We start from the raw sequence: 20551 nt of genomic DNA, 5'->3' as shown, positions 1-20551 counted from the left end.
CGCCAGACATCGAGCGTCCGGCGGCGGCGGTGGCCGGCGCCGCGTCGCGGTGTCCGCCCGACCGCCTTGGTGCCGGCACAGGCGATGCCGCCGCTTACGGCGTCACGAAGGTCTTCAGCCAGTCCAGCGTGGGGTTGAGCGCCCAGGCGGCGGTGCCGCTGCGGTAGTTGCCGTCGACCAGCACGCCCGTGCACTGGGTGCCTGGATAGCCGCCAAAGCCCATGAAGCAGTGGTCGGCGTAGAGGTCCTGCACCTCCCGGTCCTTGACGACGTACCAGCCGCTGCCGTTGCTGCGGAAGCACGACTGCTGCCCGTCGCAGCGCAGGCCGGTGACCAGTTGCGCCTGGGTGCGGGCGACGTTCTCGGTGCCGCCGACGAACATGTCGCGCTCGCCGTTGATGATGCGCAGGCGATCGGACGGCAGGCTGTGGTTGCCGTCGGCGATGCAGGAGGCCAGGTTGTAGTAGGCGGTGTAGGTCGTACCGGTGCCCTGGCCGAACGAGGCGGCGACCCGGGGATCGTAGTCGTGCGCCAGCACCGAGATGATCGAGCCCTGGCTGAGCCCGCCGGTCACCACGCCCTTGGAGCAATCGGCCTTGTCGCGGGCGCAGAGCTGGGCGATGGCGCTGTTGATGTTCTGCGCGTCGAAGATGGCCTTGGCGCGGTTGCCGATGACGCCGCAGCTGCCGAAGCTGGCGTTGTCGTACTCCACCGAGGCCGCCACGAAGCCCTTGGCCGCGGCGGCATTCACCGCGGCCATCGCCCAGTTGCTCTGGTAGTTCTCGCCGGTCCCGCCGATATGCACGTAGACCGGGTACTTGCCCGTCGCGCGGGGTTCCTGGCCGCTGATCGAATAGGTGGTGACGCCGGCGTTGTAGCGGCCCCGGAAGGCATCGGTCTGGGCGCTGGCCAGGCCCGGGGCGGCAAGGGCGAGCAGGCCCAGGCAGCGCAGGGCCAGCGACAGGAACGGGGCGGAGGTGGTGCGGGACATGAGGGATCTCCTTTCGGTGCGATGGAAAGCGGGCGCGACTTACGCGTTCAGCCTCCAGGTGGGGCGTGACAGTTCTGGCAGCGATGTGGCGCGCATGGGTAGACAGTCCGCCAAGGTTCGACCGGCGGCACGGGCCGACGCGCGCTGGAGTGGGCGCCGGCCGGGGAACGGGCGGCATGCGCCGGTCGCACGCGCGGTCGGTCGTCGGCGCGGCCGGGCCGCGGGATGTGCGCGGCATCAGGTAAAATCCGCGTCTTGTCCTTACAACTGTCCGGAACGCCCCATGGGTAGAGGCCCCTCGATCGAAGCCCGCAAGAACGCATCCGATGCGAAGCGCGGCAAGATTTTCACCAAGATCATCCGCGAGATCGGCGTCGCCGCGCGCGCCGGCGGCGGCGATCCGTCCAACAACCCGCGGCTGCGCGTGGCGATGGACAAGGGGCTGGCCTCCAACATGTCCAAGGACGTGATCGAGCGCGCGATCAAGAAGGCCACCGGCGAACTGGAAGGCGTGGAGTACGAGGAAGTGCGCTATGAGGGCTACGCCCCGGGCGGGGTGGCGGTGATCGTCGACTGCCTGACCGACAACCGCGTGCGCACCGTGGCCGATGTGCGCCATGCCTTCAGCAAGTGCGGCGGCAACATGGGCACCGACGGCTCGGTGGCCTTCATGTTCAAGCGCCTGGGCGTGCTCAGCTTCGCCGCCGGCGCCGACGAGGAGAAGATCACCGAGGCGGCGATCGAGGCCGGCGCCGACGACATCGTGGTCTACCCCGAGGACGGCGCGATCGACGTGCTGACCGCGCCGGAGGCGTTCCAGGCGGTCAAGGACGCCATGGACGCGGCCGGTCTGGCCGCCGACCACGCCGAAATCACCTTCCGCGCCGACAACGACATCGCCGTGGACGGCGACACCGCGGTGCAGGTGCGCAAGCTGCTGGACATGCTGGAAGACCTGGACGACGTGCAGAACGTCTATTCCAACGTCGACCAGGCCGCGCTGAGTGACGGGGGCTGACACCATGACCGCCGGGGCCCGGGGCCCAACACCCGGAACCCGGAAGAACGCCGTGCCGCCGCCGGAGGCATCGCCGACGTCGATGGCTGCCGCGGGCAGTTCTGCCCGCACGGGCGCTGCTTTCACGATTCCCGATTCCCGATTCCCCAATCCCGGCTCCACCACCACCCGCATCCTCGGCATCGACCCCGGCTCGCAGCGCACCGGCGTGGGCATCATCGACGTGGACGCGGCCGGCCGTACCCGGCACGTGCACCACGCGCCGCTGGTACTGCTGGGCGAGGGCGACTTCGCGCTGCGGCTCAAGCGCCTGCTGCACGGGCTGGATGCGCTGATCGAGGAGTACCGGCCGCAGGAAGTGGCGATCGAACGCGTGTTCATGGGCAAGAGCGCCGACGCGGCGCTGAAGCTCGGCCATGCCCGCGGCGCGGCGATCTGCGCGGCGGTGCTGCGCGAACTGCCGGTGTACGAGTACGCGGCGAAAGAGATCAAGCTCGCCGTGGTCGGAAAGGGCGCGGCGGAGAAGCAACAGGTGCAACACATGGTCGGTCTCATGCTGAGCCTGACCGGCAAACTTCAGGCCGACGCCGCCGACGCACTGGCCGTCGCCATCACCCATGCCCACGTGCGCGCCACCGCGCAGCGCCTGGGCGTCAGCACGCAGCAGGCGTGGAGCAGAAAATGACAAAGGCCGGGAATCGGGAGTCGGGAATCGGGAATCGGAACAGCAGAAGCGGTGAAGCGGTCACCCGCTTTGCCGATTCCCCATTCCCCATTCCCCAGTCCCGGCGTCTCGCACGAGGCGCCCAATGATCGGCCGTCTGCGCGGGATCCTGGCCTACAAGCAGCCGCCGTGGCTGGTGATCGATGTGGGCGGGGTGGGGTATGAGCTGGAGGCGCCGATGAGCACCTTCTACGACCTGCCCGACGTCGGTCGCGACGTCATCCTGTTCACCCACTATGCGCAGAAGGAGGACAGCGTGTCGCTGTACGGCTTCCTGCGCGAGGGCGAGCGGCGGCTGTTCCGGGATGTGCAGCGGGTCAGCGGGATTGGCGCGAAGATCGCGCTGGCGGTGCTGTCCGGGGTCAGCGTCGACGAGTTCGCGCGGCTGATCACCGCCGCCGACGTCACCGCGCTGACCCGCATCCCCGGTATCGGCAAGAAGACCGCCGAGCGCATGGTGGTGGAACTGCGCGACCGGGCGGCCGACTTCAGCGGCGGTGCGCCGGTGACCGGACAACTGGGTACCGACGCGGTCTCCGAGGCCACGGTGGCGCTGCAGCAGCTCGGCTACAAGCCGGCCGAGGCGGCGAAGATGGCGCGCGACGCCGCCGCCGACGGCGACGAGGTCGCCACGGTGATCCGCAAGGCCCTGCAGGCGGCGCTGCGCTGACCTCGGGTCGGCTCGGCTCCCCGCTCTTTCTTCACGTTCTGGCGCTACTCTTCCCACCATGTCCAGCTCCTCCAGTTCCTCCGCCCGCCCGGGCAGCCACGATCCGCACGCCAAGACGGGCTTTGGGGTGATGCTGACCGCCATCGGCGTGGTCTTCGGCGACATCGGCACCAGTCCGCTGTACACGCTCAAGGAAGCGTTCTCGCCGCACTACGGGCTGACCCCGGACCACGACACCGTGCTGGGCATCCTGTCGCTGGTGTTCTGGGCGCTGATGCTGGTGGTCACGGTCAAGTACGTCACCGTGATCATGCGCGCCGACAACGACGGCGAGGGCGGCATCATGGCGCTGACCGCGCTGGCGCAGCGGACCCTGCCGGGCGGCTCGCGCTCGATGTACGTGGTCGGCATCCTCGGCATCTTCGGCGCCTCGCTGTTCTTCGGCGACGGCGTGATCACCCCGGCCATCTCGGTGCTGTCGGCGGTGGAAGGCCTGGAGGTGGCTGCGCCCAAACTGGAGCCGTTCGTGGTGCCGATCACCCTGGTGGTGCTGGGCATGCTGTTCATGGCCCAGCGCTACGGCACCGAGCGGGTGGGCAAGGCGTTCGGGCCGATCACCCTGGTCTGGTTCGTGGCGCTGGGCGCGATCGGCGTCTACAACATGACCCGCGCGCCGGAAGTGCTGCACGCGCTGAACCCGTGGTGGGGCGTGCGCTTCTTCGCCGAACACAACTGGCACGCGGTGTTCGTGCTCGGTGCGGTGGTGCTGGCGGTGACCGGCGGCGAGGCGCTGTACGCGGACATGGGCCATTTCGGCGCCAAGGCGATCCGCCGCTCGTGGCAGTGCGTGGTGCTGCCGATGCTGACCCTGACCTACCTGGGGCAGGGCGCGCTGGTGCTGCGCGATCCTGCGGCAGTCAGCAACCCGTTCTACGAGGCGGTGCCGGAGTGGGCGCTGTACCCGATGATCGTGCTGGCCACCGCGGCCACGGTGATCGCCTCGCAGGCGCTGATCACCGGCGCCTACTCGGTGGCCAGCCAGGCCATGCAGCTGGGCTACATCCCGCGCATGCACATCCGCCACACCTCGCACTCCACGATCGGCCAGATCTACGTGCCGGCGGTGAACTGGTGCCTGCTGGCGTTGGTGGTGGTGGCGGTGATCGGCTTCGGCGACTCCACCTCGCTGGCCACCGCCTACGGCGTCTCGGTCACCGGCACCATGCTGATCACCACCGTGCTGATGGTCATCTACGCGCGCGCCAATCCGCGCGTGCCGGCGCCGCTGCTGTGGCTGTTCGCCCTGGTCTTCCTGGCCGTGGACTGCGCGTTCTTCTACGCCAACATCATCAAGTTCCTGGACGGTGCCTGGTTCCCGCTGCTGCTGGGCCTGATCCTGTTCACCCTGATGCGCACCTGGCGCCGCGGCCGCAAGCTGCTGCACGACGAGATCCGCAAGGACGGCATCAAGCTCGACACCTTCCTGCCCGGGCTGATGCTGGCGCCGCCGGTGCGTGTGCCCGGCACCGCGGTGTTCCTGACCGCCGACCCGATGGTGGTGCCGCACGCGCTGATGCACAACCTCAAGCACAACAAGGTGCTGCACGAGCGCAACGTGTTCCTGACCGTCGAAACCCTGCAGGTGCCGTACGCGGCGGCCGGGCAGCGGCTGAAGATCGACGCGATCGGCGACGAGTTCTATCGCGTCTACGTGCGCTTCGGCTTCATGGAGACCCCGGACGTGCCGCTGGCGCTGATGCGTTCCTGCGACCAGGGCGGGATCTACTTCGACCCCATGGACACCACCTATTTCGCCAGCCGCGAGACCATCGTGGCCAGCGCCAACCGCGGCATGCCGATCTGGCGCGACAAGCTGTTCGCGGTCATGCACCGCAACGCCGCCCCCGCCACCGGCTTCTTCCGCATCCCCGGCAACCGCCTGGTGGAACTGGGCGCGCAGGTGGAGATCTGAGGCCACGACGTCGTCGCGGCCTTGGGAATGGAGAGCCGGGAATGGGGAATAGGGAAAGGCAACGGCAACGGCGTTCGGCCTGAAACCAGGCGGCGACCATCAAAGTAGGCGCCAGTCGTGCCGCCAACCGCTACTATTGTCCGCTCGATTCCCCATTCCCGATTCCCCAATCCCGGCTTTCCATGGACCGCATCATCGCCAGCAGCGCCACCCGCGAGGATGACGCGGCCGAGGCCAGCATCCGCCCCAAGCGGCTGGACGACTATCTCGGCCAGCAGCCGGTGCGCGAGCAGCTGTCGATCTACATCGAGGCGGCCAAGGCGCGCGGGGAGGCGATGGACCATGTGCTGATCTTCGGGCCGCCGGGCCTGGGCAAGACCACGCTGAGCCACGTCATCGCCAACGAGCTGGGGGTCAATCTGCGGGTCACCTCCGGCCCGGTGATCGAGAAGGCCGGCGACCTGGCCGCGCTGCTGACCAACCTGCAGCCGCACGACGTGTTGTTCATCGACGAGATCCATCGCCTGTCGCCGGTGGTCGAGGAAGTGCTGTACCCGGCGATGGAAGACTTCCAGATCGACATCATGATCGGCGAGGGCCCGGCCGCGCGCTCGATCAAGATCGATCTGCCGCCGTTCACCCTGATCGGCGCCACCACCCGCGCCGGCCTGCTGACCGCGCCCTTGCGCGACCGCTTCGGCATCGTCCAGCGCCTGGCCTTCTACACCCCGGACGAGTTGGCGCAGATCGTGCGCCGCTCCGCCAGCATCCTCGGCATCGCCTGCAACGCCGACGGCTGCGCCGAGATCGCGCGCCGCGCGCGCGGCACCCCGCGCATCGCCAACCGCCTGCTGCGGCGGGTTCGCGACTTCGCCCAGGTCCGCGCCGGCGGGCAGATCGACCTGGCCGTGGCGCAGGCCGCCACGCAGATGCTCAAGGTCGACGCCGAGGGCTTCGACGAGCTGGACCGGCGCATGCTGCGCACCATCATCGAGTACTTCGACGGCGGCCCGGTCGGCGTCGAGTCGCTGGCCGCCTCGCTGTCGGAGGAGCGCGGCACCCTGGAGGACGTGATCGAGCCCTACCTGATCCAGCAGGGCTACCTGATCCGCACCGCCCGCGGCCGCATGGCCACCAACAAGGCCTATCTGCACCTGGGCTTGCAGCCCAAGAGCCGGGAATTGGGAATCGGGAGTGGGGAATCGGGGGCGCTGTTCTAGGATGCTCTGGTTAACCAGCTACCGACAGGAGCGCCGCTCTTGACTGCCGATTCCCCATTCCCCGTTCCCGATTCCCGGCTATTCAGTTGGCCGACACGCGTCTACTGGGAAGATACCGACGCCGGTGGCGTGGTCTACCACGCGCGCTACGTGGCCTTCCTGGAGCGGGCGCGCACGGAGTGGTTGCGGGCGCTGGGGTATGGTCAGGAGCGTCTGCGCCTGCAACACGATCTGGTGTTCGCGGTGCGCGCGATGCAGCTCGACTTCCTGCGCCCGGCACGCCTGGACGATTCCCTGCAGGTCGGCGTCGCGCTGTCGCAATGCAAGCGCGCCAGCCTGGTGTTCGCGCAGTCGATCCGCCGCGACGACGGGGAGCTGCTGTTGCGCGCGCAGGTGCGGGTGGCCGCGCTCAGCGCCGACAGCTTCCGCCCGCGCGGCATGGACGACGCGCTGCACGATGCATTGAAAGTTCTTGAAATCACTGAAGCCGAATTACTGAGGAACGACGGATGATCGCATTGCTCCTGGCCCTGCAGGACACGGTGGTGGAGGCGCTGCCGCAGGACGTGACCCAGACCGCCACCCAGGCCGTCGCCAGCACCGCCGCCCATGGCGGCATCAACTACCTGGACCTGATGGTCAAGGCCAGCCTGCCGGTCAAGGTGATCGTGCTGCTGTTGCTGCTCGGCTCGCTGATCAGCTGGGTCATCATCTTCCGCAAAGGCAAGGTGTTCAAGGACGCCAACCGCGAGGCCGACGACTTCGAGAACCGCTTCTGGTCCGGCACCGACCTGAGCAAGCTCTATGCCGGCGCCACCGACCGCAACCGCGTAGTCGGCGGGCTGGAGGCGATCTTCGAGGCCGGGTTCCGCGAGTTCACCCGCCTGCGCGACAAGCGCCGGCTCGATGCACGCATCCAGCTGGAAGGCGCGCAGCGGGCGATGCGCGCGACCTACGCGCGCGAGGTCGACCGCCTGGAGCGCAACCTGGAACTGCTCGCCAACATCGGCTCCACCGCCCCGTACGTGGGCCTGGTCGGCACCGTGTTCGGCATCATGGTGACCATGCACGACATGATCAACAGCGGCCAGCAGGCGGGCATCGCCGCGGTCGCGCCGGGCATCTCCGAGGCGCTGTTCGCCACCGCCATCGGCCTGTTCGTGGCGATCCCGGCGGTGTGGGCCTACAACCGCTTCACCACCCGGGTCGAGCGCCTGGCCGTGCGCTTCGAGACCTTCTCCGAAGAGTTCAGCTCCATCCTGCAGCGCCAGGCCAGCGGCGACTGAGCGTCGCCCGCCTGCCCACGACTCCCAGGATTCCCGCATGACTGCCGCCATTTCCCGCCGCAAGCGCCGCAAGCTCAAGTCCGAGATCAACGTCGTGCCGTACATCGACGTGATGCTGGTGCTGCTGATCATCTTCATGGTCACCGCGCCCTTGCTCAGCCTGAGCGTGGACGTGGACCTGCCTGATTCCACCGCGCGCTCGGTGGAGAGCAAGAAGGATCCGGTGATCGTCACCGTCGACGCCGAAGGCCGCTATACCCTGACCCTGCAGGACGGCAAGCCGGAGAAGATCGCCGCGCCGGAGCTGAAGGCGAAGATCCAGGCCTTTGTCGGCCAGAACAAGGACGTGCCGGTGTTCGTCGCCGCGCCCGGCACCTCGAACTATCAACTGGTCATGGACACCATGGTCATGCTGCAGCAGGCCGGGGTGCCCAAGGTCGGCCTGATGAGTCAGCCCGGAAACAATGCACGCTGAAGCCGAAAACCGACCGCCGCTGGCCAGGGGCGACAACGACGGCCTGATGTACGGCATCGCGCTGGCGGTGGGCGTGCACGTGCTGATCGCACTGCTGTTCTTCCTGGCCTGGTGGTGGTCGCCGGTGCGCCAGGTCGAACCCGCCGCCGGTTCGCCGATGGTCGAGGCCTCGCTGGTGGTCTCGGCCGCCGACGTGCGCTCGGCGCAGAAGGCGGTGAAGGACGCGCCCAAGCCCTTGCCCGAGCCGCTGCCCGAACCGGTCAAGGACGTCGCCGAAGAGGACACGGTGCCGCCGCCGCAGCCGCTGCCCACGCCCAAGCCGCAGCAGGCGCCGACCCCGCAGCAGCAGAAGGCGCAGGACTTCGTCCCGGTGCCGGACAAGGTCGATCAGGACCGCGCCACCCGCACCGCGATCTCCCAGGAAAAGGAGAAGCAGGAGCAGGAGGCCAAGCGCCGCCAGGAACAGATCGACCTGACCGAGCAGAAGCGCCAGCAGGAGGCCGAGCAGAAGCAGCGCCTGGCCGCGCAGCAGGAAGAGGAGCGGCAGAAGAAGATCGCCGACATCCGCAAGCAGCGCGAGAAGCTGGAGCGCGAGGCCCAACTGGCGCAGCAGAAGCTGCAGCAGATCGCCGACCTGAACGCCAAGAAGGCGTCGGCGGCCGCGGCCACCACGCCGCAGCAGGCGCCGGGCCAGAACGGCACCAACACCGATCTGCAGGCCAAGTACGCCGCGGCGATCCAGCAAGCGGTGCTGAGCCAGTGGGTGCGCCCGGACTCGGTGCCGCTGGGGCAGAAGTGCAAGATCTCGATCACCCAGATCCCAGGTGGCCAAGTCATGCAGGCCAAGGTCAGCCCCGACTGTCCCTACGACGAGGCCGGTCGCCGCTCGATCGAAGCCGCGGTGCTACGCGCCCAGCCGTTGCCCTACCGTGGCTTCGAGTCCGTGTTCGCGCGCAACTTGACCTTCAACTTCACCGCCCAGGACCAATGACCCCGGCGGCTGGCGCCGCATCGCGCGCGCCCGCCATCCACCCGACATGCGATGGGCGATAATGTGCCGCGTCCTGCCATCGGCTTCACACGGCGATGGTTCATGATTGCGAATACGTTCACCCGCGCATTGCTATCTCTTGCGCCTTTCCGATCCTGCTGAGCGACCCATGAAGAAACTGCCGCGCTGGCTTGCCGTTCTCACCGCCCTGTTGCTGCCTCTCGCCGCGTCCGCGCAGGACAAGGGCCTGGAAATCGACATCGTCGGCGGCAATGCCTCGGCGACCCCGATCACCGTCGTGCCGATGCCGTACCAGGGATCGGCGACCCCGCCGAGCACCGACGTCGCCGCGGTGGTTCGCGCCGACCTGGATCGCTCCGGCCAGTTCCGCAACCTCCCCGAATCGCAGATCGTGGAGCGCCCGACCCGCGGCAGCGAGGTGCAGTTCGCCACCTGGCGTGCGCTCAAGCAGAGCTATCTGGTCGTCGGCCGGGTGATGGATGCCGGCGAGGGCGCCTATCGCGTCGAGTACGAACTGTTCGACGTGGGCAAGGGCGAGCGCATGCTCGGCCTGGCCATGACCGCCCGCGCCAACGCCATGCGCGACGTCGCCCACCAGATGGCCGACGCCATCTACGAGAAGATCACCGGCGTGCGCGGCGCGTTCTGGACCCGCATCGCCTACGTCACCGCCAGCGGCAAGGGCGGGGCGATGCGCTATGCGCTGATGGTCGCCGACTCCGACGGCTACAACCCGCAGACCATCGTCCGCTCGGCCGAGCCGCTGCTGTCGCCGAACTGGAGCCCGGACGGCAAGAAGCTGGCCTACGTGAGCTTCGAGCGCGGCAACTCGTCGATCTACATCCAGGACATCGCCACCGGTGCGCGCCAGCTGGTGTCCAGCTTCCGCGGCATCAACGGCGCACCGTCGTTCTCGCCGGACGGCAAGAAGCTGGCGCTGGCGCTGTCGCGCAGCGGCAACCCGGAGATCTACGTGATGGATCTGGGCAGCAAGCAGCTGACCCAGCTGACCAACCACTTCGGCATCGACACCGAGCCGACCTGGGCCCCGGACGGCAACAGCATCTACTTCACCTCCGACCGCGGCGGCCGCCCGCAGATCTACCAGGTGCCGGCCACCGGTGGCAGCGCCACCCGCATCACCTTCCAGGGCAACTACAACGCGACCCCGAGCGTGTCCTTCGACGGCAACAAGCTGGTCGTGGCCCAGGGCAGCGGCAACACCTACAAGATCGCGATGATGGACCGCAGCCTGGGTTCGCCGCGCTGGAGCACGCTGTCGACCGGTTCGCTGGACGAGTCGCCGAGCTTCGCCCCCAACGCCAGCATGGTGCTGTATGCGGCGCGTGAAGGCGGCCGTGGCGTGCTGTACGCGGTCTCGGCCGATGCCCGCGTGCGGCAGCGCTTGGTGCTCGCCGATGGCGACGTGCGCGAACCGTCCTGGTCGCCGTATCGCACCGCACGTTGACATGTAAGTTTGGTGTTAATATTTCGCTGTTGAACCCCTCATCGGCCCAGGAGCCACAAGGTATCGCCATGAACAAGACCACCCGCGTTCTGCTTGTTTCGCTGTTGTCCGTTGCAGCTCTGGCCGGCTGCGCCAAGAAGGTCAAGGAACAGCCCCAGACCGACACCACCGGCACCACCGGTACCACCGCCCCGACCGGCCCGTCGACCTCCGGTCTGTACGGCCCGGGCGACCTGGACACCGATTCCTGCCTGCGTCAGCGCGTGGTCTACTTCGACCTGGACAAGGACACCGTGAAGCCGGAGTTCCAGGCGATCATGGCCTGCCACGCCAAGTACCTGCGTGACCGTCCGTCCTCGCGCATCACCCTGCAGGGCAACACCGACGAGCGTGGTTCGCGCGAGTACAACATGGGCCTGGGCGAGCGTCGTGCCAACGCCGTGTCCTCGGCGCTGCAGGCCAACGGTGGCTCGGCTGCGCAGCTGACCGTGGTCAGCTACGGCGAAGAGCGTCCGGTCTGCACCGAGTCGAACGAGTCCTGCTGGTCGCAGAACCGTCGCGTCGAGATCGTCTACACGGCGCAGTAAGAAAAGATGCGTATCGGTGTCCTTACATCGATGATCGTCGCGGCGGCCCTCGTGGCCGCCGCGCCGGCTCATGCGCAGCGCGCAAGCCTGGCCGACCGCGTTTCCGCGCTCGAGCAGCAGGCCATGAATACCCAGGCCAACACCGACATCCTGAACCAGCTCAACCAGCTGCGGACGCAGATGCAGTCGATGGAAGCCACGATCGAACAACTGCAGCACAGCAACGACCAGCTCAAGCAGCAGATCAAGGACCAGTACCTGGACCTGGATGGCCGCGTGGGCCGGCTGGAGAGTGGTGCAGGGGCAGGGGCGACGCCGTCGTTGCCGCCGGCCAATGGCGCCGCACCGGCTGTCGCGCCGGCCGCGCCCGCAGGCAAGCCGTCCGCCGTCGCCGAGCCGCCGCCGTCGGTGCACGGCGACGCCGGCACCCTGGCTGCCGCTGGCGACGAGCGTGCCGCCTACAATGTCGCCTTCGACGCCCTCAAGGCGGGCAAGTACGCCGACTCGGCGAACCTGTTCCAGAACTTCCTGCAGGCCTACCCGAACGGCGTGTATGCGCCGAACGCGCTGTACTGGCTGGGCGAGAGCTACTACGCCACCAAGAACTTCCAGTTGGCCGAGGCCCAGTTCCAGGACCTGATCGGCCGCTATCCGACCCACGACAAGGCACCCGGTGCGCTGCTCAAGCTGGGCCTGTCCCAGTACGGCGAAGGCCGCGTCCAGGATGCCGAGCAGACCCTGCAGCAGGTCGGCGCGAAGTATCCTGGGTCCGATGCCGCGCGGACCGCGCAGGACCGCCTGCAGTCGATCCGTCTCGGCCAGCAGCTGCGCTGAGCCCCTAACGCTGCCGCCGCCGTCGCGGGAGCATCTTTCTCCCGCCATGGCCGCCGTTCCTAGCGATATCGTCCAAAGCCCGCTGCCCCGCCTGAAGCTGACGGAGATCTTCCTGTCGCTGCAGGGCGAAGCCGAGAGCGCCGGCTGGCCGACCGTGTTCGTGCGCCTGACCGGCTGCCCGCTGCGCTGCAGCTACTGCGACACCGCCTACGCCTTCCATGGCGGGCAGTGGTGGGACATCGACGCGATTCTCGAAGAAGTGGCGCGCCACGGCGTGCGCCACGTCTGCGTCACCGGCGGCGAACCGCTGGCGCAGAAACGCTGCCTGCAGCTGCTGCAGCGCCTCTGCGACGCCGGCTACGACGTGTCGCTGGAGACCTCCGGCGCGCTGGATATCGCCGAAGTCGACCCGCGGGTGTCGCGGGTGCTCGACATCAAGACCCCGGCGTCGCAGGAAGCGCACCGTAACCGCTGGGAGAACCTGCCGCTGCTGGCCGCGCGCGACCAGATCAAGTTCGTCCTGTGCGGCCGCGCCGACTACGAGTGGGCGCGCAGCGTGGTCGCCGAACATCGGCTGGACACCCGCTGCACGGTCTGGTTCTCGCCGAGCAAGAGCGAACTGACCGCACGCGACCTGGCCGACTGGATCGTCGCCGATCGCCTGCCGGTGCGGTTCCAGATGCAGTTGCACAAGCTGCTGTGGAACGACGAGCCTGGCCGCTGAGCGGCCGGGATTAGGAATTCGGGACTAGGGATTCGTAGGAGCGGCTTCAGCCGCGACGGATCTTGTCCGAACTTTCATCGCGGCTGAAGTCGCTCCTGCATGGTCAAATGGACCATGTGGTATCCCGTCCGTCCACGTATCTCCGCTTTTGCAAATCCCCAATCCCCACTCCCGAATCCCCACCCTCATGAAAAACGCCGTCGTCCTTCTCTCCGGTGGCATGGACTCCGCCGTCGTCGTCGCCATCGCCCGTGCGCAGGGTTTCGCGGTGCATGCCTTGAGCGTGCGCTACGGCCAGCGCCATACCTCCGAACTGGATGCGGCCGCGCGCGTCGCCTCGGCGCTGGGCGCGGTGGCACACAAGACCGTCAACGTCGACCTGCGCAGCATCGGCGGCTCGGCGCTGACCGACGACATCGAGGTGCCGGACGCCGGTGGCGACGGCATCCCGGTCACCTATGTGCCGGCGCGCAACACCATCATGCTGTCGGTGGCGCTGGGCTGGGCCGAGGTGCTGGGCGCGGCCGACATCTTCTGCGGGGTCAACGCAGTGGACTATTCCGGCTATCCCGATTGCCGCCCCGAGTTCATCGACGCGTTCCAGACCCTGGCCAACCTGGCGACCAAGGCCGGGGTGGAGGGTGCGGGGCTGCGCGTGCATGCGCCGTTGCAGCACATGAGCAAGGCGGACATCGTGCGCGAAGGCGTGCGCCTGGGCGTGGACTTCGGCCTGACCGTGTCCTGCTACCGCGCCGACGACGCCGGCCGCGCCTGCGGCCACTGCGATGCCTGCCGCCTGCGCGCGGCCGGCTTCGCCGACGCCGGCGTTGCCGACCCGACCCGCTATGCCTGATTTCGCGAAACGCCCCGTGCTGGGGTAGACTACGCGCCCCGGTGCAACGCCGGGGTCTTGTTTTGGGCCGTTAGCTCAGTCGGTAGAGCAGAAGACTTTTAATCTTTTGGTCGATGGTTCGAATCCATCACGGCCCACCACTCCGCTCAGCGGGTTGCGCGTCGCCTTTGGCGGTTTTTTCACCAGCTTCGGACATCACCCCTGAATTCAACGCGAGGTGCGCTGCTTCCTTGTCGGGATTGCGTGGTCGTCGGCTTGCTGCATTCACTTCCGCCATTGCGCGAAAGCTGCAAGCGTGGCCAGTCGCACTGGTTGGCAGCCACCGTACCCGATCGCTCATCCCAAAGGCTGCAGGAGCAACGCGAGGCACAAGCCCAGCATGAACAGCGCGACCGCCGCATCCAGCAACCGCCACGCAGCGGGCTTGCGGAACACGGGCTGCAGCAACCGCGCGCCGTAGCCCAGGCTGCCGAACCAGGTCGCGCTGGCCAGGCAGGCGCCGAGTGCGAACGCCCAGCGCAGTGGTCCCGGGTAGCGCGTGGAGAGGCTGCCCAGCAGCACCATGGTGTCCAGGTAGACATGTGGATTGAGGAAGGTGAAGGCCAGGCAGGTCAGCAGGACGCGTTGCCAGCTCCGCTGATCCTCGCCGTGCGCCAGCAGGCCTCCACTGCCGCGCCAGGCGCGTCGTGCCGCAAGTAGCGCGTAGGCGCCGAGGAAGGCCGCACCGCCGAAGCGCAATCCCTGCAGCACGCCCGGCCAGGCGTCCACCACGGCACCGATGCCGGACACGCCGAGGACGATCAGCGCGATGTCGCTGGCGGCGCACACGGCCACGACCAGGCCGACATGTCGACGCTGCAGTCCCTGGCGCAGCACAAAGGCGTTCTGCGCGCCGATGGCGACGATCAGGCCGGCGCCGGCGACGAGGCCGGCCAACAGTGCGTGCAGCCACATAGCGATGAGGTCCTGGGACATGGGGCGAGCATGCTGCACGCGTCGGTGTGATTAGCCAAACTCGTTTTTCTGTACGCTCTGAAGAATCTCTAATCCGCATAACCGCCATGGATCTGCTCCACCCCCAGCTGTCCGCCTTCGCCGCCGTGCTGGAAGAAGGGAGTTTCGAGGCCGCCGCGCGCCGCCTGGCGCTGACGCCGTCGGCGGTCTCGCAGCGGATCAAGGCGCTGGAAGACCGGCTTGGCCAGGTGCTGATCGTGCGCCAGGCTCCATGTCGGCCGACCCCCGCCGGGGAGCGCCTGCTGCGCAGCGTGCGGCCGATGCAGGTGCTGGAGGCCGAGGCGGTGGCCGACCTGTTGCCCGCGCCTGCGAGCAGTGCAGCGGCACGCAGCATCGCCATCGCCGTCAACGACGATTCGCTGCAGACCTGGTTCCTGGACGCGCTGGCGGCGCTGCACGACGCGCATGGCTACCTGTTCGATATCCAGGTGGACGACCAGGACCACACGCTGGAGCTGTTGCGCAGCGGCGCGGTGCTCGGTGCCGTCACCTCCGTCGGCAAGGCGTTGCAGGGCTGCAATGTGCTGGCGTTGGGCGCGATGCGCTACCGCGCGATCGCCTCGCCGGCGTTTTTCGCCCGCTACTTTGCCGACGGCCTGGATGCGGTGGCGCTGGCCCGCGCTCCGATGATCGTCTACAACCGCAAGGACGCGCTGCAGGCGCGCTTCGTGCGGCGCGTCACCCGCGCGCGGCTGAGCCCGCCGATCCACTACCTGCCGACCTCCATCGGCTTCGTCGAGGCGGCCGCGCGTGGACTGGGCTGGTGCCTGGCGCCGGAGCCGATGCTGGTGGCCGCGCTGCGGCAGCGGCAGATCGTGGTCGTCGACCCGCAGCGCTGGCTCGACGTGCCGCTGTACTGGCAGCATGTCGCGGTCCGTTCCAGGACGCTGCAGCACATCGCTCAGGCGCTGCGTGCCGCAGCGGAGGGCATGCACGCGCCAGCGCCGCTTGCCTGAGCGTCGCTCGCGGTGGGTCGCTTGCTCCGGCGCCGATCATCGTCCAGGGCGACCTCCTGCTTGTGACGGCAGCAGTGCATCGACGCCGAGTGCTGCTGGGATCAGGTCAGGGTCGTTTCGCGGATGACGCCGCTCGGCCTCATGCCGCCTCGTGCAGGAGCGCAGCGCCGGCGTCTGTGTCCGCAGGGCGCATCAGGATCCCGGTCACTTCGGTGATGGGGTGGACGAGCGTCAGGGCGGAGGGCGCGGCGGACGACGGCGTCAGGCCTGCGCCGTGCTGAAGATCCCGGCCAGGCTCTCGCTCAGGATCAACTGCAGATGCATGCGGTTGAGCTCCACGCCGGTGGTCATCATCATGTGCAGGCCGCCGCACATCGCCGCGACCGCGTAGACGCGGGCCTGGAATTCGGCTTCGCTGCCGCTCCAGCCGTGGTCGCGCAGCATGCGCCGCAGCAGGTCGCCGAGGTTCTGCACCAGGGACACGTTGAGCCGACGCGCGTACTGCGCCAGTTCGGGGTCGCGTGCGGCGGCCAGGTCCATCTCCAGATCCAGGCGCCGCCGCCGCTGGTTGGCATCGGCCACCAGCCAGTCTTCCAATGCCCCGGCGATGAACGTGGTCGCGTCCTGGTGCGGCGGCGGTTGCAGCAGCCACATGGTGCGGATCGCACGCTCGTAGCCGCGTTCCATCAGCGCCTGGACCAGGCTGCGCTTGTCGTCGAACTGCCGACGTACCGCGCTGCAGGAGACCTCGGCAGTCCCGGCGATCAGTTCGAAGGTGGTGGCGCCGAGGCCGTTCTCGACGATGCAGCGCTCGGCCGCATCGAGGACGTCATCGTGCAGGCGCTGCTCGCGTTCGCGGGCGCTGTGCAGCCGGACTACGTTGGACATGGCGTGAGCTCGGGGGGAAGCGATGCCACATGAAGGGGAGGGATGCCAGGCGACCGGCCGCGACGCGCACGCGATGCGTGACGCCGCCGCGGACGGCATGCCGACAAAGGCAGCGCGATTGTAGACGCGATGCGTCGCGGTCGCGCGTGCGGCGGCAAGTCAGTCGATCCCATAGCCACCACCGTGACGGGCGGCACTCTCGAGTGGGGGTGTCGATGCGCACTTCGCGCGCAATGGACGCAGCGGGCACGGCTGCATGACTGGGTGCTGGAGCGCGCGCGTGGGAGCGGGCGGTTTCAGTGGTGCCGGCACGACACGGCGCACCGCGGGATGCCGCGATTGCGGATGTGAACAGGGCGACACGCGCTGTCGGAAAGTTCCAGGCCGCGTGCTGACCAGCCTGGGAGTCCGGCGGGTACTGCTGTCAACTTCGGGAAGTGTGCCGTAGGAGCGGCTTCAGCCGCGACGGGCGGTACCGGGAACGCCCCGTGGCGGTACGAGGCAACGTGCATCGATTCAAGCGTGGCGGGAGCAGATCAATTGGCGCTGCCCTCGTGTCGCCGTGCTTACCAGCCGAACGGCGGCGGGCCGTAGGCGCCGGGATAGTAGCCGCGGCCGAACACCGGGCCGTCGCCGCGGCCGACGCTGATGCTGATGCCCATCTGCCGCGGCTTGCCGTCGTCGGTGTAGGAGGTCTTGCACAGGTTCAGATTGGCGGCCTGGTAGTTGCTGTTGCCGCCATGCGTGGAATAGCCGATGCCGGTGGCGACGCTGCCGTGCACGTCGCCGTTGCAGCGGTCGGCCTGCGCCTGCAGGGCCTCGGCGCGCGCCTGCGCTGCCGCCGCCTTCTGCGCCGAGGCCGAGGTGCCGCTGGTATCGCCGTAGTACGTGCCCGGCGGATCGGCCTTGGTGCCGGGATCGGCGTAGGTGATCGGTTGTTGCGGCACGCTCAGGTCGAGCTTGCGCTTGGCCGCCTCGCTGTCGCTGGTGGCATCGGCGGTCTGGGCCAGGGCCGGGCCGGCAAGCAGGGCGCAGGCGAGGAGAAGGAGGCTGCGGTTCATCGGGCATCCGCCAGAAGAGAGGGGCCCGGCGGAGCCTGTCAGACGCTCCGCCGTGACGCTGACGCTATCAATACCACGTTGAACCCGGCCTGTCGGCGCCGCGGGCCGCGCCGCGACGCGCCGATGCTGCAGGCGCCGCTGCCGCGCTTCAGCCCTGTCCGTGCACCACGTCGAGCAGTTGCTGGCCGTAGCGGGCCAGCTTGCTGCCGCCGATGCCGCCGACCCGCGCCAGTTCGTCCAGGCTGCTCGGACGCTGCTCGGCGATGTTGCGCAGGGTGCTGTCGTGGAAGATCACGAAGGCCGGCACGTTCTGTTCCTTGGCCAGGCCGGCGCGGAGGTCGCGCAGCGCGTTGAACAGGGGCAGGTCCTGCGCCTGCACCGGCACGCCGGTGCGCGGGCTGCCGCTGCGGTCGCCGCGCTCGCGGCCGCGGCTGGGCAGTTCGCGGCGCATCATGATCTTGCGTTCGCCCTTGAGCACCTGGCGGCTGGCGTCGGTGAGGCGCAGGCCGCCGTAGGCGTCGCTGTCCACTTCCAGCAGGCCGGTGGCGACCAGTTGCCGGAACACGCCGCGCCAGGCGCGCGCGTCCAGGTCCTTGCCGATGCCGTAGGTGCTGAGCTGGTCGTGGCCGAACTGCTTGATCTTCTCGCCCTCGTTGCCGCGCAGGATGTCGATCAGGTGGCCGACGCCGAAGCGCTGGCCGCTGCGGTACACGCAGCTCAGTGCTTTTTGCACCGCGACCGTGGCGTCCCAGGCGTCGGCCGGCTGCAGGCAGTTGTCGCAGTTGCCGCAGGGCTGCGGATAGGTCTCGCCGAAGCCGGCCAGCAGCACCTGGCGGCGGCATTGCATCGATTCGCAGTAGCCCAGCAACTGGTCGAGCTTGCGCCGTTCCACGCGCTTGCGTTCTTCGCCGGCCTCGCCCTGCTCGATCATCTGCTTGAGCAGCACCACGTCGCCCAGGCCGTAGCACAGCCAGGCCTCGGCGGCCTCGCCGTCGCGCCCGGCGCGGCCGGTCTCCTGGTAGTAGCCCTCCAGCGACTTGGGCAGGTCGGTGTGGGCGACGAAGCGCACATCGGGCTTGTCGATGCCCATGCCGAAGGCGATGGTGGCGCACATCACGATGCCGTCCTCGCGCAGGAAGCGGCGCTGGTTGTCGGCGCGCACCTCGGCCGGCAAACCGGCGTGGTAGGGCAGGGCGTTCAGGCCCTCGCGGGCGAGGAAGTCGGCGGTCTCCTCGACCTTGCGCCGCGACATGCAGTAAACGATGCCGGCGCTGCCGCGGTGCGCGCGCAGGAAGTCCAGCAGCTGGCGCCGCGCATTGTCCTTCTGCACCACCGTGTAGCGGATGTTGGGGCGGTCGAAGGAGCTGACGAAATGGCGCGCCTGGGCCAGGTCCAGGCGCTCGGCGATCTCGCGCTGGGTCGGCGGGTCGGCGGTGGCGGTGAGGGCGATGCGCGGGGTCTGCGGCCAGCGCTCGTGCAGCACGGTGAGCTGGCGGTATTCGGGGCGGAAGTCGTGGCCCCATTGCGACACGCAGTGCGCCTCGTCGATGGCGAACAGGGCGATGCGGCTGCGCTCGATCAGCGACAGGAAGCGCGGGGTCAGCAGCCGTTCGGGAGCGACGTACAGCAGGTCCAGTTCGCCGGCCAGCAGGTCGCGCTCGACCCGCTGCGCGGTCTCGCCGTCCAGGGTGGAATTGAGGTATTCGGCGCGTACGCCGAGCTGGCGCAGCGCCTCGACCTGGTCCTGCATCAGCGCGATCAGCGGCGAGATGACGATGCCGGTGCCGTCGCGCAGCAGCGAGGGAATCTGGTAGCACAGCGACTTGCCGCCGCCGGTGGGCATCAGCACCAGCGCGTCGTGGCCGGCAGCGACGTGTTCGACGATGTCCTGTTGCAGGCCGCGGAACTGGTCGTAGCCGAAGACGCGGCTGAGCAAGGCGTGGGCGGGGGAAGACATCTGTGTAGGATACCGCGCCGCGCAAGGGCGGTTGGCTTCCTGGTGTGCGCAAGCGCGTGTCAGGCGAACGCGCGCTGGTCTGTAGGTGGCGACTGTCTTGCGGTCGCGGCAGACGAAGCCTGCCGGGGCCGAGATGGAAAGGCGTCGGGACCGAAGTCCCTCCCACAGTGCACTCAGCCAATGTCTCGCTCCGCGCGAAGGCGCGCGCGGGCGGCGCGCCCTGCCTGCCAGGCAGGCAGGGCGGAATCCCTTACTGCAGCAGCGAGCGCAGCATCCAGGCGTACTTCTCGTGGGTCTGCAGGCGCTGGGTCAGCAGGTCCACCGACGGGTCGTCGCCGGCGTCGTCGGCGGTCTTGAGCACCTTGCGCGCGGTACGGCACACCGCTTCGTTGCCGACCACCAGCTGGCGCACCATTTCGCGCCAGTCGGCGCTGTCGCTGAGGCCTTCCTCTTCCGGGATCGAGGTCAGCGCGGCGTATTCCTTGTAGGAGCCCGGGGCATTGAAGCCCAGGGCGCGGATGCGCTCGGCGACGTCGTCCAGCGCCGCCCACTGCTCGGTGTACTGGGTCTCGAACATCAGGTGCAGCGAGTTGAACATCGACCCGGTCACGTTCCAGTGGAAGTTGTGGGTCTTCAGGTACAGGGTGAAGGCGTCGGCCATGTAGTGCGACAGGCCGTCGGCGATCTTCTTGCGATCGCCGCCGCCGATCCCGATATCGATGTTGGGCGCGGACGGCGCCAGGCCGGCCAGCGGCTGGCCGGCGACGGCCTTGCTGGCGGCGTTCTTGGTCTTGCCGGGGGTCTTGTTCTTGGCCATGGGAGTTCCTCTTTGGGGGTTACA

General features: G+C 68.5%; 21 protein-coding genes and 1 tRNA gene. 16 read left to right on the top strand and 6 right to left on the bottom strand.

Going from position 1 to position 20551, the window contains the following annotated elements; all coding sequences use genetic code 11:
- Nucleotides 1-94: 94 nt before the first annotated feature.
- Complete coding sequence (locus tag SLW55_RS07480) at nucleotides 95-991, bottom strand: hypothetical protein (RefSeq protein ID WP_017914753.1); 897 nt, start codon at nucleotides 989-991, stop codon at nucleotides 95-97.
- A 283-nt stretch (nucleotides 992-1274) separates the two neighbouring features.
- Between SLW55_RS07480 and SLW55_RS07475 the strand changes: the two genes are divergently transcribed.
- From SLW55_RS07475 to SLW55_RS07405, 15 genes are all read left to right on the top strand, one after another.
- Complete coding sequence (locus SLW55_RS07475) at nucleotides 1275-2009, top strand: YebC/PmpR family DNA-binding transcriptional regulator (protein WP_010344319.1); 735 nt, start codon at nucleotides 1275-1277, stop codon at nucleotides 2007-2009.
- An 82-nt stretch (nucleotides 2010-2091) separates the two neighbouring features.
- Entirely contained in the window at nucleotides 2092-2694 is a 603-nt protein-coding gene (gene ruvC, locus SLW55_RS07470; RefSeq protein ID WP_267083798.1) for a crossover junction endodeoxyribonuclease RuvC, read from the top strand.
- Between the two features lie 124 nt (nucleotides 2695-2818).
- The gene (ruvA, locus tag SLW55_RS07465) at nucleotides 2819-3403 is read left to right on the top strand and encodes a Holliday junction branch migration protein RuvA (RefSeq protein WP_010344317.1); all 585 of its coding nucleotides are present in this window, start codon (nucleotides 2819-2821) and stop codon (nucleotides 3401-3403) included.
- A 130-nt stretch (nucleotides 3404-3533) separates the two neighbouring features.
- On the top strand, nucleotides 3534-5375 hold the full coding sequence (locus SLW55_RS07460; protein WP_225851637.1) for a potassium transporter Kup: 1842 nt from the start codon (nucleotides 3534-3536) through the stop codon (nucleotides 5373-5375).
- A gap of 182 nt (nucleotides 5376-5557) precedes the next feature.
- A complete protein-coding gene (gene ruvB, locus SLW55_RS07455; RefSeq protein WP_267122147.1) occupies nucleotides 5558-6595 on the top strand; it encodes a Holliday junction branch migration DNA helicase RuvB in 1038 nt (345 codons plus the stop codon).
- Nucleotides 6596-6634: 39 nt separating this feature from the next.
- Complete coding sequence (gene ybgC / locus SLW55_RS07450) at nucleotides 6635-7108, top strand: tol-pal system-associated acyl-CoA thioesterase (protein WP_267083685.1); 474 nt, start codon at nucleotides 6635-6637, stop codon at nucleotides 7106-7108.
- Nucleotides 7105-7881 (top strand): protein TolQ, encoded by a 777-nt coding sequence (tolQ, locus tag SLW55_RS07445; RefSeq protein WP_017907448.1) that lies wholly within the window; start codon nucleotides 7105-7107, stop codon nucleotides 7879-7881. Before ybgC ends, tolQ begins: the two co-directional genes overlap by 4 nt.
- A gap of 37 nt (nucleotides 7882-7918) precedes the next feature.
- On the top strand, nucleotides 7919-8356 hold the full coding sequence (gene tolR, locus SLW55_RS07440; protein ID WP_017907449.1) for a protein TolR: 438 nt from the start codon (nucleotides 7919-7921) through the stop codon (nucleotides 8354-8356).
- 46 nt (nucleotides 8357-8402) lie between these two features.
- Nucleotides 8403-9347, top strand: a complete 945-nt coding sequence (tolA, locus tag SLW55_RS07435; protein ID WP_193314195.1) for a cell envelope integrity protein TolA — start codon at nucleotides 8403-8405, stop codon at nucleotides 9345-9347.
- A gap of 169 nt (nucleotides 9348-9516) precedes the next feature.
- Nucleotides 9517-10836 carry a Tol-Pal system beta propeller repeat protein TolB gene (gene tolB, locus SLW55_RS07430; protein WP_148828954.1) on the top strand — a complete coding sequence of 440 codons (1320 nt, stop codon included), beginning with the start codon at nucleotides 9517-9519 and terminating at the stop codon, nucleotides 10834-10836.
- Nucleotides 10837-10904: 68 nt separating this feature from the next.
- Nucleotides 10905-11423 (top strand): peptidoglycan-associated lipoprotein Pal, encoded by a 519-nt coding sequence (pal, locus tag SLW55_RS07425; RefSeq protein ID WP_010344309.1) that lies wholly within the window; start codon nucleotides 10905-10907, stop codon nucleotides 11421-11423.
- 6 nt (nucleotides 11424-11429) lie between these two features.
- A complete protein-coding gene (ybgF, locus tag SLW55_RS07420) occupies nucleotides 11430-12257 on the top strand; it encodes a tol-pal system protein YbgF (RefSeq protein WP_026143260.1) in 828 nt (275 codons plus the stop codon).
- A gap of 46 nt (nucleotides 12258-12303) precedes the next feature.
- Nucleotides 12304-12981 carry a 7-carboxy-7-deazaguanine synthase QueE gene (gene queE, locus SLW55_RS07415; RefSeq protein WP_267099866.1) on the top strand — a complete coding sequence of 226 codons (678 nt, stop codon included), beginning with the start codon at nucleotides 12304-12306 and terminating at the stop codon, nucleotides 12979-12981.
- 187 nt (nucleotides 12982-13168) lie between these two features.
- Entirely contained in the window at nucleotides 13169-13834 is a 666-nt protein-coding gene (gene queC, locus SLW55_RS07410; RefSeq protein ID WP_026143259.1) for a 7-cyano-7-deazaguanine synthase QueC, read from the top strand.
- 64 nt (nucleotides 13835-13898) lie between these two features.
- Nucleotides 13899-13974: transfer RNA gene (locus SLW55_RS07405), tRNA-Lys, on the top strand.
- Between the two features lie 196 nt (nucleotides 13975-14170).
- Here SLW55_RS07405 and SLW55_RS07400 read toward each other — a convergent pair.
- Entirely contained in the window at nucleotides 14171-14788 is a 618-nt protein-coding gene (locus tag SLW55_RS07400) for a LysE/ArgO family amino acid transporter (RefSeq protein ID WP_267099964.1), read from the bottom strand.
- Between the two features lie 107 nt (nucleotides 14789-14895).
- Between SLW55_RS07400 and SLW55_RS07395 the strand changes: the two genes are divergently transcribed.
- The gene (locus SLW55_RS07395; RefSeq protein WP_267099865.1) at nucleotides 14896-15804 is read left to right on the top strand and encodes a LysR family transcriptional regulator ArgP; all 909 of its coding nucleotides are present in this window, start codon (nucleotides 14896-14898) and stop codon (nucleotides 15802-15804) included.
- A 261-nt stretch (nucleotides 15805-16065) separates the two neighbouring features.
- On the opposite strand, the gene SLW55_RS07390 is transcribed toward SLW55_RS07395, so the two are convergent.
- The 4 genes from SLW55_RS07390 to SLW55_RS07375 form a co-directional block, all read right to left on the bottom strand.
- Nucleotides 16066-16692 carry a TetR/AcrR family transcriptional regulator gene (locus SLW55_RS07390; RefSeq protein WP_017912596.1) on the bottom strand — a complete coding sequence of 209 codons (627 nt, stop codon included), beginning with the start codon at nucleotides 16690-16692 and terminating at the stop codon, nucleotides 16066-16068.
- Nucleotides 16693-17258: 566 nt separating this feature from the next.
- Nucleotides 17259-17753 (bottom strand): hypothetical protein, encoded by a 495-nt coding sequence (locus tag SLW55_RS07385; RefSeq protein WP_017908753.1) that lies wholly within the window; start codon nucleotides 17751-17753, stop codon nucleotides 17259-17261.
- Between the two features lie 148 nt (nucleotides 17754-17901).
- The gene (gene recQ / locus SLW55_RS07380) at nucleotides 17902-19710 is read right to left on the bottom strand and encodes a DNA helicase RecQ (protein WP_043091807.1); all 1809 of its coding nucleotides are present in this window, start codon (nucleotides 19708-19710) and stop codon (nucleotides 17902-17904) included.
- A gap of 250 nt (nucleotides 19711-19960) precedes the next feature.
- Entirely contained in the window at nucleotides 19961-20527 is a 567-nt protein-coding gene (locus tag SLW55_RS07375; protein ID WP_010344296.1) for a Dps family protein, read from the bottom strand.
- Between the last annotated feature and the right edge of the window lie 24 nt (nucleotides 20528-20551).

The sequence above is a fragment of the Xanthomonas sp. LF06-19 genome, assembly GCF_034105425.1.
Lineage (GTDB): Bacteria > Pseudomonadota > Gammaproteobacteria > Xanthomonadales > Xanthomonadaceae > Xanthomonas_A > Xanthomonas_A sontii.
Note: the sequence above shows the minus strand (reverse complement) of the source record. Positions and strands in the feature narration are given on the sequence as shown.

Coding starts and splice junctions, on each gene's coding strand:
- SLW55_RS07480 (WP_017914753.1), bottom strand. CDS start 991: ATGTCCCGCACCACCTCCGCCCCGTTCCTGTCGCTGGCCCTGCGCTGC.
- SLW55_RS07475 (WP_010344319.1), top strand. CDS start 1,275: ATGGGTAGAGGCCCCTCGATCGAAGCCCGCAAGAACGCATCCGATGCG.
- ruvC (WP_267083798.1), top strand. CDS start 2,092: ATGGCTGCCGCGGGCAGTTCTGCCCGCACGGGCGCTGCTTTCACGATT.
- ruvA (WP_010344317.1), top strand. CDS start 2,819: ATGATCGGCCGTCTGCGCGGGATCCTGGCCTACAAGCAGCCGCCGTGG.
- SLW55_RS07460 (WP_225851637.1), top strand. CDS start 3,534: ATGCTGACCGCCATCGGCGTGGTCTTCGGCGACATCGGCACCAGTCCG.
- ruvB (WP_267122147.1), top strand. CDS start 5,558: ATGGACCGCATCATCGCCAGCAGCGCCACCCGCGAGGATGACGCGGCC.
- tolQ (WP_017907448.1), top strand. CDS start 7,105: ATGATCGCATTGCTCCTGGCCCTGCAGGACACGGTGGTGGAGGCGCTG.
- tolR (WP_017907449.1), top strand. CDS start 7,919: ATGACTGCCGCCATTTCCCGCCGCAAGCGCCGCAAGCTCAAGTCCGAG.
- tolA (WP_193314195.1), top strand. CDS start 8,403: ATGTACGGCATCGCGCTGGCGGTGGGCGTGCACGTGCTGATCGCACTG.
- tolB (WP_148828954.1), top strand. CDS start 9,517: ATGAAGAAACTGCCGCGCTGGCTTGCCGTTCTCACCGCCCTGTTGCTG.
- pal (WP_010344309.1), top strand. CDS start 10,905: ATGAACAAGACCACCCGCGTTCTGCTTGTTTCGCTGTTGTCCGTTGCA.
- ybgF (WP_026143260.1), top strand. CDS start 11,430: ATGCGTATCGGTGTCCTTACATCGATGATCGTCGCGGCGGCCCTCGTG.
- queE (WP_267099866.1), top strand. CDS start 12,304: ATGGCCGCCGTTCCTAGCGATATCGTCCAAAGCCCGCTGCCCCGCCTG.
- queC (WP_026143259.1), top strand. CDS start 13,169: ATGAAAAACGCCGTCGTCCTTCTCTCCGGTGGCATGGACTCCGCCGTC.
- SLW55_RS07400 (WP_267099964.1), bottom strand. CDS start 14,788: ATGTGGCTGCACGCACTGTTGGCCGGCCTCGTCGCCGGCGCCGGCCTG.
- SLW55_RS07395 (WP_267099865.1), top strand. CDS start 14,896: ATGGATCTGCTCCACCCCCAGCTGTCCGCCTTCGCCGCCGTGCTGGAA.
- SLW55_RS07390 (WP_017912596.1), bottom strand. CDS start 16,692: ATGTCCAACGTAGTCCGGCTGCACAGCGCCCGCGAACGCGAGCAGCGC.
- SLW55_RS07385 (WP_017908753.1), bottom strand. CDS start 17,753: ATGAACCGCAGCCTCCTTCTCCTCGCCTGCGCCCTGCTTGCCGGCCCG.
- recQ (WP_043091807.1), bottom strand. CDS start 19,710: ATGTCTTCCCCCGCCCACGCCTTGCTCAGCCGCGTCTTCGGCTACGAC.
- SLW55_RS07375 (WP_010344296.1), bottom strand. CDS start 20,527: ATGGCCAAGAACAAGACCCCCGGCAAGACCAAGAACGCCGCCAGCAAG.